Raw genomic sequence first — 17,276 nt, 5'->3', positions numbered from 1 at the left:
AATATTTATTTCATACTTAACGAGGTAAAACACTAAAAAAATCAGCAGATATTTATGATATAAATATTAAATGAGTTCATATCATCATATAACTATCCTTTGTAAGTGCTATGCACCCAATAGAGTTTAAGAGGAAGTGGAAATTAAGTTATCGGGAGCTTGCCCTGGTTTTGGGGTACGAAAGTGAATACACTACCCGGAACTGGAATATGCCAGGAGAACATAAACGGAATCCTCAGAATGTTGTTCGCGTAGCTTGTCGTCTTTTAGATGAAAAGTGGGAACGGGAAGGGAAAGCATTACATTCTTATCTTTAACTAGTTTTTTGTGACCTCAGTATTTTTTCAAATGACAAAAACAAGTAACAAGTCGCAGGTCGCAAGTCGCAAGTCGCAAGTAAAAATAACGGCTGTTGTGGGTCTGTTGCCCACTAAAATAAAAAAATTGTTTCTATAAGGCAAGCTGCTCAAAACAAAGCGTCCGCCATTATTCAAGCCCACGACTGAGCGTCGTGGGTATACTTGCGACTTGCGACTTGCGACTTGCGACTTGCGACTTGCGACTTGCGACTTGCGACTTGGATTGACCGTATTTTTTCAAATGACACTCCCCTGCCCTAATAAAGGCGGGTATTTTATATGTAGTCAGAAGTTCCAAGAAGTTGAAGAGAGTCATGGAGATAGGGAGGTTCGACTGTGAAAATGAAGAACTAACAAGACCAGAAGTTGCGGCAATGTTGAGTCCCAAGGTTTCCGCAAGACAACTACAAGCATACTTGAATATAGCTCGGAAGTATTTACCAGAGTTCAAGAAGTTCACCAATCAAAAAACAGGTGGGCTAAATGGCAGGAGCAAGCTATACGAATGTCACATTCCAATACTTCAAGAAATTCGGTCACTAGCTAGGGAACATACTTTAGCAGACATAGAGAGTGAATTTCAACAAAGAGCATTAAACAAGTAGGAAGTCGCAAGTCGCAAGTCGCAAGTAGGAAGTCGGTTTGTGAGGAAATTCCCAAAAATAATTATTCAATTTCTAGACTTCACTATGACTTTCTTCTCCTATTACTAAGAGCTTACTGTTCCCTAATGTGAAAGAGAAAGAATGTTTTTATTTAAAAGTGAAGGGGTTCAAAACCGAATGGAATTGTGGGCGAAACAGCCCTTGTATCTGAAGGTAGGTAAAAATCTTACTCATATAGTGGGTGATTTGATTTAATACTTTCGACTTGCGACTTGCGACTTCATTAAAATGTTGATTTTTAGATTTTCTTAAAACGATGGCAAAAGGAGCAATTGTCTTGATATCTAATAATTGTGTTAATCCCGGACGAAGAACACAAGCCCAAATTTTGGCTAAAACTTTAGGAAAATTAGGGCGTAAATATCAGCATCAGATTTATGCGATAGGTACAACTTTAATTGTTGCCAGTCAAACAAAGCCAGCAGGAGCATTTGGGTTGTTCGACCCAGCCCAAATAGCATTGACATGTATGTTTGGGGGTACGTCAGCTCAAGGTAATGCTGCGATTAACGCATTACCTGGAGTAATTAACGCTGCAATAACGGTAATGTTATTTGTTTACTTTGTTTCCTCTGGTGTAAAAGTTGCTAATGCATTAGGAGAAGGACAAGAGGTAACACAAATGGTTCAACAACCTATCGGTATATTTTTCATAACGCTTGTGTTATTCATTGCCCAAAATATTTTGTTCAATGGTGTGACAGCTGCTTGTTAAAGAAGTCGGAGGTCGAAAGTCGGAAGTAGAAGAAAGTACAGTTTTGTAACGGGGATTTAAGACAGTAATTAAGGAGAGCAACTCTATATAAAGAGATGAAATTTTCAGAATCAATCAAACAAGTTAATCAATCCTTAGGCAAGAGTGCATCAATCGGAATATTTACAGGGTTCCAATTTGCTATTTCTCTTGTGTCATTTGGAGTAGGTTTTTTCCTAGCATTTTTGTGTGGCTTAGGAATGATATGGAGCATACTAATTGGACTTTGGTTAAGTGCAACCACGCTTACTTTATCAGGTCAAAGGCCATATTTATTCTGGTCAAGGATTTTTCCAGCAGTTCCAATGTGGACGCGTGGTTATGTGAGATATTCCTCACCTCAAGAAAAGAGAAAAGCCGGTTCGAGAAAAGTTCGTTTATGGCTATAAAAAAAAGTAATCCTCAGCCCTTAAAGCTCAGCCCTTTTGAAGACTTGCTAGATCTGGCTACTCTAGTAAGATTAAAGAAAGTCGGCTATACTATCGGTGCTTATTTACTGAGTAAAAAGCTTTTAGGCGATAGCAATAATACTTTGCAATTGGTTTTTGGGTATAGCTGTACAGGCTTTCACCCATTATTTAATTCCTCACAACAAGTAGAAGCACTTGCCGATGCTTTTGAGAATGGTTGCAAAGAAATACCAGATGGAGAAAAATTTACATTTCGCTGGAGTTCATTGTGCGACCAAGAGTCGGCGATGTCAGGCTTTCGCCATCGTTTAACTAATCCTGTCAATGATGAGAGCGAGTTTTTAGACTGGGGTCAAGTAGCTAGAATTCAAGAACTAACAAGACTCAAACAACGCAAAAATATCAGCCTGAATATTTACACAACTTACACTATTAAACCAGGGGGAACAGAAGCAGGCGATTCAATAGATAGAGCCATAGTAAAATTGTCGAATTTCTTACAGCGTCGATTTACGCCGACAGGTGCAACAGAGTTAACTTCTTCAAGCTTGCAGCAGATTCTTGACAAAGCTATAAACGTTTCACTCAGACATCAACAGATATTGTCCGAGATGGGTTTATTCCCATCTCCCAAAGAAGAAAAGCAACTTTGGAAAGAGTTATCTTTTCATTTGGGAGCTAAATTAGTAAAGCTCCCTCACACCTTAGTATTTGATGAGTTGGGTTTGAGGGAAGAGTTTAACGAAGCCGAACCACAAGGTTCACAACATATAGATTCTTCTCATGCCACATCAGTACTCTTGAATAATGGTATACCCAAAGCAGGGAGGCAGTGGGTATGTCTGCCAAATCAAAACAATGGTAAGAAGTATGTTGGGGTGATGACACTTACCCAAAAACCAGAAGCATTTACTTCTACTGCTGCTCAAGTACGCTTTTTATGGAATATTTTCGCTCGTGACACGATTTACGATATCGAGGTAATTACAGAGATTAGTCCCGCCGACCAGAAATTGACTAGATTAGCTCAGCAAATGATTACGCGGCGATCGCTTCATGCGGAAATTAGTGCTAGCAAAAAAACCATCGATGTAGCATCACAGATTAACACAGAATGGTCTGTGAACGCTCAAAAACAGTTGTACACGGGCGATGTACCTCTCAATGTGGCACTGATTATTTTGGTCTACCGCAACACGCCAGAAGAAATTGATGATGCTTGCAGACTGATTTCTGGATACGTCAACCAACCAGCAGAATTAACGCGTGAAACTCAATACGCTTGGTTGATTTGGCTAGAAACATTACTTTTGAGACAAAAACCCCAACTAACAAGCCCTTACAACCGACGGGTAACATTTTTCGCAAGTGAAGTAATCGGGTTAACTGCTGCTGTGCAGAATGCTTCATCAGACGCGCAAGGATTTGAATTGATTGCTGATGAAGGACACTCCCCAGTTTTTATAGACTTGACCAAAACCAAAAACATGATGGTTATAGGAACAACTGGAAGCGGGAAATCTGTACTAGTTTCTTCGATTATTGCCGAGTGCGTTGCTCAAGATATGAGCATTTTGATGATTGACTTGCCCAATGATGATGGTTCAGGAACATTTGGAGATTTTACACCCTATCATAACGGTTTCTACTTTGATATTTCCAAACAATCGAACAATATCGTACAACCTTTAGACTTATCAAAAATCCCTTCTCAACAAAGAGACGATAGAGTCAAAGCGCATCGCAATGATGTAAATTTGATAATCTTGCAATTAGTTTTGGGTTCGCAATCCTTTGATGGTTTCCTGGCTCAAACAATCGAATCTTTGATACCCTTGGGGACAAAAGCATTTTATGACTCGCCCGATATTCAACAGCGATTTGAGTTAGCAAAACAAGCGGGATTAAGAACTGTTGCATGGGCTAATACTCCAACTTTAGTTGATATGGAACAGTTTTTTTCTACCGATTATATTGACTTGGGCTATGAAGATGAGAATGTTGATAAGGCGCTCAATTATATACGCTTGCGACTACAGTACTGGCAGGCAAGTTCAATAGGTAATGCTATTTGCAAACCTTCTAGCTTTGAAACTGATTCCAAATTAATTACATTTGCATTAACTAACCTGCAATCAGGTAAAGACGCTGAGGTATTCGGAATGAGTGCATATATTGCGGCGTCACGACAGTCATTATCATCCCCTAACAGCGTGTTCTTCATGGATGAGGCGAGTGTATTGCTGCGGTTTGATGCCTTATCGAGGCTGGTGGGTCGCAAGTGCGCGACTGCTCGCAAATCAGGATGTCGGATTATCCTGGCTGCTCAAGATGTAATTTCTATCGCCAAATCATCAGCCGGAGAACAGATATTACAAAATATGCCTTGTCGATTAATTGGACGAATCGTTCCAGGTGCAGCCAATAGCTTTTCGGAATTACTCGGCATTCCTAAAGAAATCATCTCTCAAAATGAAACGTTCGCTCCAAAGATGCAACAGTTATATACATTGTGGCTGTTGGATTACAACAATAAATACATTAGGTGTCGGTATTACCCGTCTTATCCTTTGCTTGCTCTAGTCGCCAATAGCAGAGAGGAACAAGCTACACGAGATAAATTTAAAGAAAATTACAAAAATAAGTTTGAATGGGTAGCAGAATTTTCTAAATATTATGTCGAATGCATTAGACAAGGGAAGTCATTATGAAAAGTTTATCCTCAATAATTCAAAACAAAATCTTGTTAGCAATATTGGCAGGAATTATATCAATAGGGAGTTTTCAAATCTGGCAATATAACCAACAAAAACATTATAAATTCATTGCGGCAAAAGAGAAAGAGTGTGAGTTGGATTTAGATATAGCTGATACAAATGTCAAACAAAGTCGTAGCCTGAGAAATCTGAAGTATAACCAAATAGCCAACCCTGGCTTAGAACAACCAGGAATTAACTCCGAGTTTGAAAAAGGGAAAGCTTATGTGGTGATTAGCACCAAAGCAGGATATGTAATCCCTCCAAATACATCTAATTATGATAGTACATTTTTTAAGAGTCTTTCAATAACTTATGAACATCCACCACAACCGCTAATAGTAAAAGGTGTATCTATAGACATTGCGAAAAAGCAGGCTTTAGTATCTTCTTATTGTTCCTCTCAACCTTTTTTAGTACCCTTAAAAAACCTTTATGAAAATTTTCAACCAATCGATATTAGTAACTAGCCTAGCTTTGTATATGATATTAGTTAGCTTGCCAGCCAACGGCGAAACACAAGCAAAAGAGCAAGAACAACCGAAATCATTGCTTACCCAATTCGAGCAAGTATTCACAAGTCTGCAAAAATCTCTGAATAAATACAGTAAAAGTTTTACTTTAGATTGGCAATCATTAAGCAAAGAATTGCAAATTGCAATCGATTCATCCCAAGGTGATTTAGGGACTCCAGACCCATTAAGTTCTGGCGAAAGAATACGTCTTGCAATTGCCAAACAAAAGCAACAGGATTTAGTCACAACACCATCACAGACAATTGGACAAAATGCTGAGCGCTCCTGGCATCAGCAATACACGTTAGCTCAATCTCAATCAACCTTAGGGGTAGACGGTCAAAAAGTTCAAGCCCAAGAAGCGCAAATATCTAACGAGGCAGTAACAACATCCTCAGATAATGCATTATCAGTTCAATCAGATATTGTCACCCAAGATATTCTCAAAAAGATTGCGATTCAAAATTTACAAGGAACGATAATTACAAAATCTCTACATGTTGAGGCTCAAAAACAGTCTCGCGCTTTAGCTGCGGCAAATATAAATTTGGCTGATATGTCCAGTCGCATGGATGAGGAAACAAAGAAAGACGAATTTGAAGCGACCGCTACAGCTAAAGGAATATTGCGTTCTGCGGCTGCTTTAGATGCCTTCTGGGAGAATCAATAAGTTAACAAGTCGCAAGTATGTTTTGCAATGAGGATTTAGCGCTTGCGTCAGAGAGCGGAGGTTTCCTCCGTACACCGAAGGGGTTGCCGAAGGCATCTGTTAGCGACGCAGGAGCGTCAGTTTGTAAGACAGACCCCAACACAAAACACGCAACCCATAGGGAATGGGGTTTTAAACCCCTTTTTGTGAGGATAATGTTATGATTCTATCTTTTATTTTGGCTCAAGCAAGTGGTCAACAGCCTGGAGAAAACAGTGGAGTAACAATCTCTGGGGAAATCATTGAAGCTGCGATGAATGGCTCAGATTTGATGGTGAAATCTTTTGAGAAAGACTGGCAAGATTTTGCGGCTGGGCAAAGTCCTATTTATCTAGCAATTGTATCGATTTCAATGTTAGCTGCTGTAGTGTTAGTAAGCTTTTGGTCTTTGGGTTGGTATGCACAATTTAGCGAAGAGGGTTTTTCATCCAGTGTTGTCAATGAGATGATATTCCCCCTGATAGTGATTTTGATGCTTTCTAATAATGGGATGATGCTGGCTGGTTCAACATTAGCTATGAGAAATGTCACAGTTAATTTAAATCGAAGTATTCTTTCGATAACTAGAAATGGAGTCACCTTAAAAGATGCAATTAGGATTACGAATATAGACCAAAGTTTTGTACTAGTAACACAAACTGCTCTTGCTCAATGTGACAAATTGCCATCATCCAAAACTGACGAACAACAAAAAATTATTAAACCTCGTCAAAAATGTATTGATGAAGTCACTAATCAGGCGAAAATCGAAGCTCAAAAAATCAGACAAAAAAAGGGCTTAGGTTCTGGAACTGGTAGCTGGAACCCTTTAGATATTGGCGGAGAATTAATTAATAATGTAGTACAAGGACTGTCATTTATAATTTTCAGTGGATTGTCCGCAGGATTTCAATACATAGTCCAGTTATCTTTCTTGCTGACAGCTTATGTAGCTCCAATATTTCTTGTACTTTCTCTACTACCAGTAGGAGCAAAACCTATCTATGCTTGGTTATCTGGTTGGCTAGCATTAACATTAGTGCTAATTTCATATTCAATTATCGTCGGACTAGCTGCAAGTGCAATTGTCAATGTACCTTCGACTAATCCCTTATTAACGCAGCTAATACAAGCGATTTTTTCACCATTACTCGCTCTAGCGATAGGTGCAGGTGGTGGGATGGCGGTATTCACTGCCTTTACTAGTGGTGTGAAATTCTCTGTAGGTTTTAACAGATAATGGGATTACTGTCAAGAAAAGAGTTAAACTTTACCCCAATATTTCTAATAGGTAATGCAGTTTTATTGACGATGATGCTGTTGATAGAGTTAATCAATTTTGCTCGGATGGGAGCAATTGCTAATTCCAAAGCACCGACATTAGTAGAACTAAATGATGGGGAATCTATTAGAGTATCTTCCATAAGTAGCGACTCGCGTTCGCCTCAAGCTATTACATATTTTGTTGGGCAAACAATGATGGGGCTGCTTAGTTGGAATGCATTACCTCAAGTCAGTGGCGATTACAATACAGACCCCACAAAACAGCTAAAACTAGATTCTGGCGTCCAAGCAGGCGATAACAAAATCACTACTAAAGTATGGGCTACAGGATTTGCTTTATCTGAAGATTTCCGCGCTACTTTTCTAAAACAAATAGGGAATCTCACACCAAGAGATGTTTTTAATGGTTCTACTCAATCGATTTTAAAAATCAGTTTACTCAGCGAACCAAAAAAAATCCGAAAAGGTGAATGGTCTATAGATATGGTAGCCGAAGTTGTTGTTTTCCAGGGGAGCAATATGGTAGGAGAACCAATAGGATTTAATAAAACAGTTTTTGTGAGAGCGATAGATACACCGACATTACCTAATATTTCATCAAATTTTCAACAAACAGCCAACCGGGTTCGCAAAGCTGGACTAGAAATTTACAAGATTCAAGACTTAGAGTTGAATAAATGAAAGAGGGAACAGGGAACAGGGAACAGGGAACAGGGAACAGGGAACAGGGAACAGGGAACAGGGAACAGGGAACAGAAGATTCAAAGGGAACTCTTAAGAGGGAACAGGGAACAGTGAACCGATCCTTAAAAGAATGGGACTTAGACTGTAGACGCTTTGTTTTTCGGGCTTCGCCTCTCAAAACAATTCTTTGTTTAAAGTGGACTTTATACCCACAACTAAAGTTTTTTTCTGTTCCCTGTTCCCCGTTCCCTGTTCCCTTGTTTGTAAATTAAGAGGTTTTCAAATGTCAGATATTAATGATTTTAAAGATTTAAAAGTTTGGCAAAAAGGTATGGAAATAGCAGAAAAATGTTATTTCTTGACGAAGCTTTTTCCTAAAGAAAAACTATATGGCATGGTACAGCAAATCAGGAGATCTGCGGCATCTATTCCAGCTAATATAGCAGAAGGCTATGGAAGAAGAACAACACCTGAGTATATTAGATTTTTGAATATCGCCCAAGGGTCACTTAATGAATTAGAAACACATATTATTTTATCTCAACGGGTTGGATTATCTAAGGAAACAGATATAGAACCGATTATTTTTTTACTTCGAGAGGAGAGTCGAATGATTATTGCTCTTATTAAAAAGCTCCAACAATGACTTCCAACCCTTGTTCCCTGTTCCCTATTCCCTGTTCCCTCTAAATCAAATGACACAAACACAAGAGTCTCCACTAACAGAACAATTATCTCTACACAGTGAAGAGGAGATACAAAGCCGAAATAATTTTGCAGCGATGAATGGGGTAGATATTGAAATAGAAGCCTCTGACTCCCACCTGTCATCAATTCCCGAACCAGAAGAAATCATAACTACTCGCGCAGTCTCACAAAACCCACTTTTAAAAATGGGTGTTATTGGTGGGGGAATACTTGTTTTTATCATGCTGATAGGTGGTGTAATTACTAGTTCGATGAATGCCTTGAATATGGCGACTAGTAAAAAAATAGAGCCTCCAAAAAACTCCCAAGAAATGGATAAAGCAGAAGGGGTGAACGAGATAGGTGAAACGAAAACAGCTTTAGCTCTGACCAGTCAAAATGTGGAATTTCAAAAGATTCGTGACAAAAAAGCACAAGCCACGCCAACGCCAAACCCAACTTTTACACCCGTTGCCGTCGCCCCGACTCCAATAACCAGAGCAATACCACAACGTACTCAACCAGTAAGAGTTTCTAGAAATCCCATACCACCTAGAATTAATAACCCACCGTCATCACTAACAAGGCGTTATCAACCGCCAGCAATGCCAGTAGTACGAGTTACCCCACCTATACCCAGTGGTACTGTCAAAACACCAACGCAAGACCCAACCCAACAATGGCTTGCGGCTGCAAATGCTGGTAGTTTCAGTAGTACGAGGGACTCAGAAGATGAAGAGTTAAATGCCAACGGTATAGAAGGCAAAATAGGAGAAACTACAGAAATTAAGAATGAAACTACACCTCAAGCAGTTGATTACAACGCAAAGCGGGTACTAGTTGGTAGTACTACAGAAGGCAAGTTAGAAACTCCTATAGCTTGGGGAACGGGTGACGATATCGGTCAAAATTACTTAATTAAGATATCGAAATCTTTGAAAGCTTCAGATGATAGTGAAGTATTACCTGTAGGGTCTTATTTAGTAGCTCAACTTATTAATTCCAATGGGTCAGGGTTTGCCCAATTGCACGGGGTTTCAGTTCTAATTAATTCCAACGGTGACACGCAAGAAAAGAAACTACCAGAAAATGCAGTTTTAATAATGTCTAAAAATGGAAGCTTTTTAAAGGCAGAATCTCGTAGAGGTAGCGATTTAGGCGGCGATTTCATGTCGGCTGTAATTGCTGGTGTTGCAAAAGCGGCTTCGATACAGAATCGTCCAAAAACCCAGATAACCACAACGTCTCATGATTTTTTAAGTACTTCTACAACTAATGATGATAAAGATCTAACTGCTGCTTTTGGTGAAGGAGCCTTTGGCAATATTCTGGAAAATATTAAAGCATCTAATGAAAGGCGCTCTGGGCAATTAAATAACCAAGAGAAAGTGTTTGTAATTGATGCTGGTAAGACAGTACAGATATTTGTTAATCAGACCATTTGGTTATAAGGAAACAGGGAACTATTAACAGGGAACAAAAAAGTAAAATGAGAGGTTTTAAGTGTCAGATATTAACAAATTCGGCGGGTTTAAGTCCCCCAGTTCAATAAAAAAGCAAGTTTTGTGGTGGGGTTTAAATCTCCATTACAAAACAGGAAGAGCGACTTGCGACTTGTTTAGAGTTTTAGCGCTAGCTGCAACATTATTGTTAATAAATTCCGGTCAAGTTTTAGCTGGAGGTACTAGAACTGTTTACGAAAAGGATATTGACGCTAATTCTATTGAGTTGAAGGTATGGAAAGGTTACGGACTGACCATTAATCTGATGTTTACTGGAGAAATTATAAAACAGGTTTGGATAGGAGATCCAACTCGCTTTGCTTTTACATCGAACGGCAACTTATGCCCGAAAGGTGACGATGAAGCTGATTGTGCAGTCGGTAAAGCTACTGTACTATTCTTACGTCAAATTAAGCCGATAAAATTTCCTGCTCTCACGTCTAGCACAGATGGAAGTACTCAAATTACCGTACTTACTAATCAAAAGCAATATCAATTTAAGTTAATACCTGCAACAGGCGAACCATCATATACAAGCTTAGTTATTAAACCTGATTCAGAGAAGCCTGAACCGCTGCTAGTAAATAGACAAGCAACCCAACCAACAGGAGTAAAAAAAACGACATCATCTGAAGAAGCAATAGCCCTTAAACCTCAGAATATTTCCATTGTTAGAGCTAGTTCTAGAACTGTTGCAAGTGGTTCGATACAAAGAAATGATGCTAATGCCCTTGCTTTTGGGCTAGCTGTAGCGCATCGAAATGGACAGATTTTATCTGGTTCGACGACTTGGAATAAAGCCCAAGATGCCATTAGGTTACTACGCCTTGGTAAGAGCAAACAAGAGGCTGTATCTCGTTCTGGTATTTCTCAAAAACTTTTTAACCAATTAATCGAATGGGGAAGAACGCCGTGATTAACCTCAAGTATTTATCTGTTGTTGCTAGTACATATTTGATTTTTAGCTCATCAGTATCATCAGCGATCGCTCTTGATACTGATGCAGTACCAACCATTCCTTATGAGCAAGCTCTTCGTCAAGGCAAAATTCCTGATTGGTCAAAAATAACTTGGGAGATGTTACCAGCACTTGAGCAACCAGGTTTTCTCAAAGTTCCAAAAGAGTTAGTACTAAAGTTGGGTTATGACCCTTCTCGTGAGTGGAATGCTGGACAAAAGTCAGATTCTGTAGTGATGTTGGGCGATGCTGATGACGCATTTCGGTTTGGAGACTTGACGTTAGAGGAAATAGCCAAGATTGCTCTTAAGAGCAATGCTAAAGATAAAGACCCAACACTACTAGACGTAGGTTTCATCCAATGGCAGACAACTGCATCATTAGTCAAAGCAATTCCAACACTAGGAAATCTGCAAGTTACTCAAGTAAAACCGATTCTCGCGGTGTTGGGTCAGTCCGTTTCTAAAAGTAGTTCATGCCGTACAGGGACAATCGCTCAATGTTTGCGTTCAAACCCGTCAGCTGCACAACGGACTCTAGGTGATATTGATTTAAATAAGTACTCCACTAAATCAATTCCTGATTTAGAAAAAACTCCAATTCGTCAGTTTAAAGATTGGCAGCGTACATACATTAATCAAGTACCTGGACTCAATCAAGTACCGTTTGACAAAATGCCAAATCCGATTACCTCTGGTACTAGCTCAGTTGGCATTGCTTCAGTAGTATTCGGGAAATCTGAACGGGGAGATAACAGAGTTGGAGATAACTATTTTATCTCTGGTAGCGTTGTCAGGGGTGATTATACTGTAACGAGAGCTTGCTCTGGCGGTAAAGAATGTGCCTATTTGGAACTGGGAGACTTTACCCCAAATGGCCCATTGTATGGAAAGCGTTGGGCATCCGGTTCGTCTCAACAGGTAAAAGGCGGTTATGGGTTTTTGGCTGGGGTCAACGGGGGTAAGGAACCAACGGGACGGCTTGTATACGGTAATGCATTCAAAGTAGTAATGACTGGTGCCAATGAATCAACTGGAACTGCTGATTTTGGCTTGTTCTTTCGTATATGTATGCGTCCTCCCTTTATGCAAAAAACTTGTACGCCATACTTTATTGGCCCAGTGCCGTGGATGTCTGTGAGGGAAAATGACTTAGTGATTGTGGGGACAGGAAGATGACAGGAACTACTTCTTCAGTAAACCCCAAGCAATTTCTGCTGCCAGGACGAGAATCGGCGCTAATATCACCTGTTTTTTTAGGATTACTCGCCTGTGGTGCAGTACTTGTCATAGCCAAATATATTGATGCTAAGGGAGGTAAGGCAAAATTGGCAACTGCCCGATGGGGTGGCAGTGCAGAGAAAACAGCGGCTCGGAAATTAGCTTGCAAACAGATTATGGAACGCAAACATAACCGAGTATCTTTATTTGTTGGCACTCCCAGGCATACCTCATTAAAAGTTATCAACAATAAAAAAATTATTTGTATCCCAGAAGATGCCTCTACACTTTACCTACCAGAAGCACAGCGTGGCATTTTGGTTTGTGGGGGTCCTGGAAGTGGGAAATCATTTTCTCTTATTACTCCTGTTATTCGCTCTGCCATTGACCAAGGATTTCCTCTAGTCTTATACGATTTCAAATACAGCGAGCAAGAAACAGCCACTGCTACAGCCAAAGGACAAGCTCCAATACTCGCTGGGTATGCCTTAGAACGTGGTTATCAAGTTACTGTTTTAGCCCCTGGTTTTGGGGAATCAGCTATAGCCAACCCCATAGATTTTCTTCGTAACAATGAAGACTCAGAAATGGCGCGGCAGTTGGCAATCACACTCAACCGCAACTTCCAACTCGGTTCGGATAATTCCGGTAACAACTTTTTCTCCAATGCTGGAGATCAGTTAGTGCAAGCTATTTTCATGCTAACAAAGGGGACTAAATACCCAGATATTATGATGTGCCAAGCCATCTTGGGACTACCTTTGCTTGTACAACGGTTGCAAGAAGCAGACTTAAATTTCATGGTTAGAGAAGCTTTCGCGCAATTTGTCTCGGTTGCGGGTTCCCCAGAAACAGCAGCTAGTATAGTGGGAACAGCCAGCGGGTTGTTTAGCCGTTTCATGGTTCCAGCAGCATTAGCAGCTTTCTGCGGTCAAAGTAATATTCCGTTGGATTTGAAAGGGCGACAGATGGTGATTTTTGGGATGAATAAGGAGAAGCGTGATGTTATCGCCCCATTACTAGTCTCTATTCTCCATCTTTTAGTTAGTAGAAATGTAGCTCATAAAAGGACTTGCCCGCTTGTGCTTGCTCTTGATGAGTTGCCTACTTTATATCTTCCAGCACTGGTGGATTGGCTCAATCAAAATCGTGAGGACGGGCTAGTGTCAATCCTGGGGTTGCAAAACTTATCAATGCTTCAAGAAGCTTATGGAGAAAACACAACTAACGCCATATTTGGAGGTTGTGCTACCAAAGCATTTTTTAACCCTCAAGATGATATTGCTGCCGAACGCTTTAGTAATTTTCTCGGTTCCCAAGAAATTAATTACAAGCAGAAGTCTCGCAGTTCTGGAGGTAAAGGAGGCGCAAGTATTTCTAACTCTGACCAAAACAGTACTCGTAAACTATTTGATGTCAATCAATTTAATACTTTACCAGAGGGAAAAGCGGTAATTATTAGTCCGGGATTTCGCTCTCGCGGTCAGATAAGTTTACCTATCTTGGAGAAGATTAAGATTCCCAAGCATGATATCAAATCTGAACAGATGAGTATAAAAACTTGGTACGAATATCAAAAATACCTTGCTGATAAATCTACTCTTCAAATACCTGCCGATCGAGAGATGGAGAAGCGCCGAACCGAAGCTATAAGGCTATTACCTTTGAAAGATAAAAAAGCTCAATTACAAGAACAAAGAAACAAAGCTGTTGATGCTGCTGAAATTATCTAAACTTATCAAAGTATGAATTTTTACCCTTTTTCAAAGTACGATTTACGCCAAATAGCAAAACTTCCATCTAATATCTCTGCTTTAGCCAACAAATATCCCTGTGAAATTATAAACGTTGCTGATGCGATTGATGACGATCCTTTCCCCGATGGTTACATTCCTCATATATTTGAAATTTATTATGGAACATCTGATAATGCCAATGTTTATATAGTAGATGGAGTTTTACAAGAATATAACCTCCCAGAAGTTGAAGAGAATACTCCTTCTGTATCTGTCTTGTTTGATGGAAATTTTGCTTATATTGAGGTTGAAGGTAAAGAACTTTTAAATAAGCTAGGAGGTGCGGTTTTGCCTCATGTAACCATTAATCCATCTACCTTAATCGAGATGCTGACAAGAGGTGTTTTTAATGATTGAATCATCTGATGTCCAAGAGGTAAAAAACGATTATCTAGAAATTCTCGAAGCGTTAATTCAAAAAATTCACTTGACAGCTAAAGAAAAAGGATTGAATCCTTCAAAGTCAATATCTATTTTAGTAGGCACAGAGAAAATTTACAAAGGGATTATTGGAGATAATAGCCTTAAGGAAATTAATCCCTTTGTCTCTGCGGATTTAGTAGAAAAGTTAAACACTGCAATCTCGAATCCTCAAAATACCAAAAGTACCGTATCAATTAAGATTGGTAAAGAAGAAGTCTTTCGAGTCAAGAATGGAAAAATTGAAACAGATAAATTAGAGTTATCTAAATCGATATCTCAATCTCAGAATCAAGCCACAGTTTCCCAAAAACGCATTTATAGTGTAGAGGCATTGCAAAAACAAGTTGAAGCTTTACAAAATAAGGTAATTGAGCAACAAAAACTTGTTGAGTCGCTTAAATCCCAATCCCAACTCCAAACTCAAGAATCTATTGTCAAGCTGACACAACAAGTTGCACAGTCGTTTAAGTCCCTCGAAAAGCAGCAAAAGCTCATTGAGAAAACACAACTTGCTTTATTTCAAGCAGGCGTTCGCGGTTTACCACCAATTCAAAATACCAAACTTCAAAACTGGGTTGGTGCTGTGGAATCAAAAGTTAAGCGGACAGCAAAAAATATCTGGGAGTGGATTAAAGATGCACTAAACCCAGAAATCGTTCAGATGAAAAATCAAATTGAAGAACTCAAATCTCAAATAAACCAACAAGTTGCAAAACTGAAAGATGAAGTTCGTTCGCAGACTGACAGCATTAAGACTAAAATGAAATCTACTGTTGATAATGCAGTAAATGATGTTCAGTCGGCAATTCAAACTACTCGACAAGAGTTTACTAGAGCTATTGATGACGTTAAGAGTCAAACGATTGAAAACAGCGTCAAAGCACTGCTCAAATATTTAGGTACACAGAACCCTGATGGTTCTATAACTTTCAAAAGTAAGAGTTTTAATTTCCAACAAGTTGGTAATAATGTAACAGTTCAAGCTAAAGATGGTAATGAAATTCTTAAGGATGGGGTGTTATCTTCTACTGCTTCACCTCAAGAAATAGAAGCTCTTGACAAAGTGCAATCTGTCGTTGATAAGTACGCCGAAGCAGAACAAGAGTACTTGAGTTATGCACAGCAAGAGTCTGAATCTTTATCTAGGGGTTTATCTCGTTAATGAAGTCTTACAAAACTGTACTTCCGACTTCCGACTTTTGTTTAATGTCTAAGTCGTGTTCGCTGCTCTGGGTGAATTTCTAGTTCTTGTTCATTACTAGACAATCTTTCTATAATCTCCTCTTTTTGAGATCTAATGACTTGACGAATGACCTTCATCTGAAGGGTTTGGGGGTCATTTTCTTGGTATGGTTTTTTAAAATAATTCGCCACCTCTAGAACTAAAGAAGCCAACTCCTGTGAGTCCATGAGTTTGATTTTCTGTTGAATTTCAGACTCCAATTTCTGGTTATCGTACTGAGAATCATTATTATACTTATGTGCCTGACGCTGTTTGCGTTCTATTGAGCTTAATAACTTGGGTGGTGAAGGTGGCGAATGCCTCAACTCTTGATTATTTTTTTGCCATTCCCTTAATCCCAAAGCCTCAAAACTCAACTTCTCGTAAGCTAGGGAGCCATACTCAACTATAAAATCATCTACTCCTTTATCTGGCCCTGGCAGACTGACCACACTAACTTTTGCACCCTGCTGCTCTAATAATCGCCCAGTCCGAGATATGGCAATCTCAATATTCTGTTTAGTTTTGGGTTTAGTTTCGTAGTCAAAGCAAAACTTGATATCCCGGACTGGTGTGGCGAAAACTGCTAGTTCCTCATGCAGCCTTGCTTTGATTTCATAACCCTGGTTATCTTTGCTACGGTATCCCGCATAAATTCCTGGTAGTCCGATGGCAGCATGACCTTGACTCAACAGACTGGCGGCTTTCTTTGCGCCCTCTGCAATGGTGACTGGTACATTGTATTTCCATACACAGTACCAGAATCCCGATTGGCGATCGCTGTTGGTGGGATTAACTCTTGCTTTGGAGTAAATGCGATTAGCTATTTGTTCGGGTACATCTAATAAGAAAATGCTGAGGTCGGCTTTGGGGGGATGCTCGTATTTGATGAATTTCCCTGGTTCATCAACTTTATTCCTGGGAGCATTGGGCTTGTAGCATCCCCAGATTTTTGTAGTCGGCTTTTGTGGTGATTGCAGTGAAGAAAATGAGCGCGGGTCAACACCAGCATTACACCACCAACCCCCAGATTCAATGTGTGCGTATCTGGTTAAATCCCCATAGAGGAGCCGCCCATCGTTGCGACGGGAGATTTTATCGCTGTACATCAGATGTTCCCAAGCCTGATGTTCCTGTTCTATGGAGTCAAGGTGCAGGCTTTTAAAGTTCAGTGCTGCAATGTCTGGGTGAATCGCGCTTTTGTCCACCAATTCCTCCCAGTGTTCTGGGTCTATGTGGTCAGGAGGGGCCTGAATCCCTTTGAAGCTTGTTCCTTCTAACTTGAAAATCAAACTTTGGCTTTAGCCCAAGAAGAGTATGTGGCGGAAGTCGTTGAATTACAACAGCCATAAC

General features: G+C 39.8%; 15 protein-coding genes. 14 read left to right on the top strand and 1 reads right to left on the bottom strand.

Translation table 11 applies throughout. The features are described from left to right. Nucleotides 1–673 precede the first annotated feature (673 nt). From GNE10_RS09385 to GNE10_RS09325, 14 genes are all read left to right on the top strand, one after another. The gene (locus GNE10_RS09385) at nucleotides 674–964 is read left to right on the top strand and encodes a hypothetical protein (protein ID WP_185564858.1); all 291 of its coding nucleotides are present in this window, start codon (nucleotides 674–676) and stop codon (nucleotides 962–964) included. A gap of 316 nt (nucleotides 965–1,280) precedes the next feature. Further along, a complete protein-coding gene (locus tag GNE10_RS09380) occupies nucleotides 1,281–1,739 on the top strand; it encodes a hypothetical protein (RefSeq protein WP_185564857.1) in 459 nt (152 codons plus the stop codon). A gap of 418 nt (nucleotides 1,740–2,157) precedes the next feature. Beyond that, nucleotides 2,158–4,899: a helicase HerA domain-containing protein gene (locus GNE10_RS09375; protein WP_260446848.1), complete on the top strand. Its 2,742-nt coding sequence runs from the start codon at nucleotides 2,158–2,160 to the stop codon at nucleotides 4,897–4,899. Further along, entirely contained in the window at nucleotides 4,896–5,414 is a 519-nt protein-coding gene (locus tag GNE10_RS09370) for a hypothetical protein (protein WP_185564856.1), read from the top strand. The genes GNE10_RS09375 and GNE10_RS09370 overlap by 4 nt, the downstream gene beginning before the upstream one ends. After that, the gene (locus tag GNE10_RS35375) at nucleotides 5,380–6,129 is read left to right on the top strand and encodes a hypothetical protein (protein ID WP_242062361.1); all 750 of its coding nucleotides are present in this window, start codon (nucleotides 5,380–5,382) and stop codon (nucleotides 6,127–6,129) included. Before GNE10_RS09370 ends, GNE10_RS35375 begins: the two co-directional genes overlap by 35 nt. 199 nt (nucleotides 6,130–6,328) lie before the next feature. Next, nucleotides 6,329–7,387 (top strand): hypothetical protein, encoded by a 1,059-nt coding sequence (locus GNE10_RS09360; protein ID WP_185564854.1) that lies wholly within the window; start codon nucleotides 6,329–6,331, stop codon nucleotides 7,385–7,387. Between the two features lie 71 nt (nucleotides 7,388–7,458). After that, nucleotides 7,459–8,112 (top strand): hypothetical protein, encoded by a 654-nt coding sequence (locus GNE10_RS09355; protein WP_260446847.1) that lies wholly within the window; start codon nucleotides 7,459–7,461, stop codon nucleotides 8,110–8,112. Nucleotides 8,113–8,398: 286 nt separating this feature from the next. Continuing rightward, entirely contained in the window at nucleotides 8,399–8,761 is a 363-nt protein-coding gene (locus GNE10_RS35370; RefSeq protein ID WP_221642795.1) for a four helix bundle protein, read from the top strand. 49 nt (nucleotides 8,762–8,810) lie between these two features. Continuing rightward, nucleotides 8,811–10,253: a hypothetical protein gene (locus GNE10_RS09350; RefSeq protein WP_185564848.1), complete on the top strand. Its 1,443-nt coding sequence runs from the start codon at nucleotides 8,811–8,813 to the stop codon at nucleotides 10,251–10,253. Between the two features lie 52 nt (nucleotides 10,254–10,305). Continuing rightward, the gene (locus tag GNE10_RS09345) at nucleotides 10,306–11,220 is read left to right on the top strand and encodes a hypothetical protein (RefSeq protein ID WP_311774798.1); all 915 of its coding nucleotides are present in this window, start codon (nucleotides 10,306–10,308) and stop codon (nucleotides 11,218–11,220) included. Continuing rightward, a complete protein-coding gene (locus GNE10_RS09340) occupies nucleotides 11,202–12,440 on the top strand; it encodes a hypothetical protein (RefSeq protein WP_185564846.1) in 1,239 nt (412 codons plus the stop codon). Before GNE10_RS09345 ends, GNE10_RS09340 begins: the two co-directional genes overlap by 19 nt. After that, nucleotides 12,437–14,215 (top strand): type IV secretory system conjugative DNA transfer family protein, encoded by a 1,779-nt coding sequence (locus tag GNE10_RS09335; protein WP_185564844.1) that lies wholly within the window; start codon nucleotides 12,437–12,439, stop codon nucleotides 14,213–14,215. Before GNE10_RS09340 ends, GNE10_RS09335 begins: the two co-directional genes overlap by 4 nt. Nucleotides 14,216–14,227: 12 nt before the next feature. After that, the gene (locus tag GNE10_RS09330) at nucleotides 14,228–14,635 is read left to right on the top strand and encodes a hypothetical protein (protein ID WP_185564841.1); all 408 of its coding nucleotides are present in this window, start codon (nucleotides 14,228–14,230) and stop codon (nucleotides 14,633–14,635) included. Beyond that, the gene (locus GNE10_RS09325) at nucleotides 14,628–15,863 is read left to right on the top strand and encodes a hypothetical protein (protein WP_185564838.1); all 1,236 of its coding nucleotides are present in this window, start codon (nucleotides 14,628–14,630) and stop codon (nucleotides 15,861–15,863) included. The genes GNE10_RS09330 and GNE10_RS09325 overlap by 8 nt, the downstream gene beginning before the upstream one ends. A gap of 41 nt (nucleotides 15,864–15,904) precedes the next feature. Here the strand turns inward: GNE10_RS09325 and GNE10_RS09320 are convergent, their stop codons facing one another. Further along, nucleotides 15,905–17,131, bottom strand: coding sequence for a DUF3854 domain-containing protein (locus GNE10_RS09320; RefSeq protein WP_311774797.1), 1,227 nt, complete (start codon nucleotides 17,129–17,131; stop codon nucleotides 15,905–15,907). Between the last annotated feature and the right edge of the window lie 145 nt (nucleotides 17,132–17,276).

The organism is Nostoc sp. 2RC (assembly GCF_014222165.1).
GTDB lineage: Bacteria > Cyanobacteriota > Cyanobacteriia > Cyanobacteriales > Nostocaceae > Nostoc > Nostoc linckia.
The sequence above is the reverse complement of the archived record's forward strand: the minus strand, read 5'-3'. Positions and strand labels throughout refer to the sequence as shown.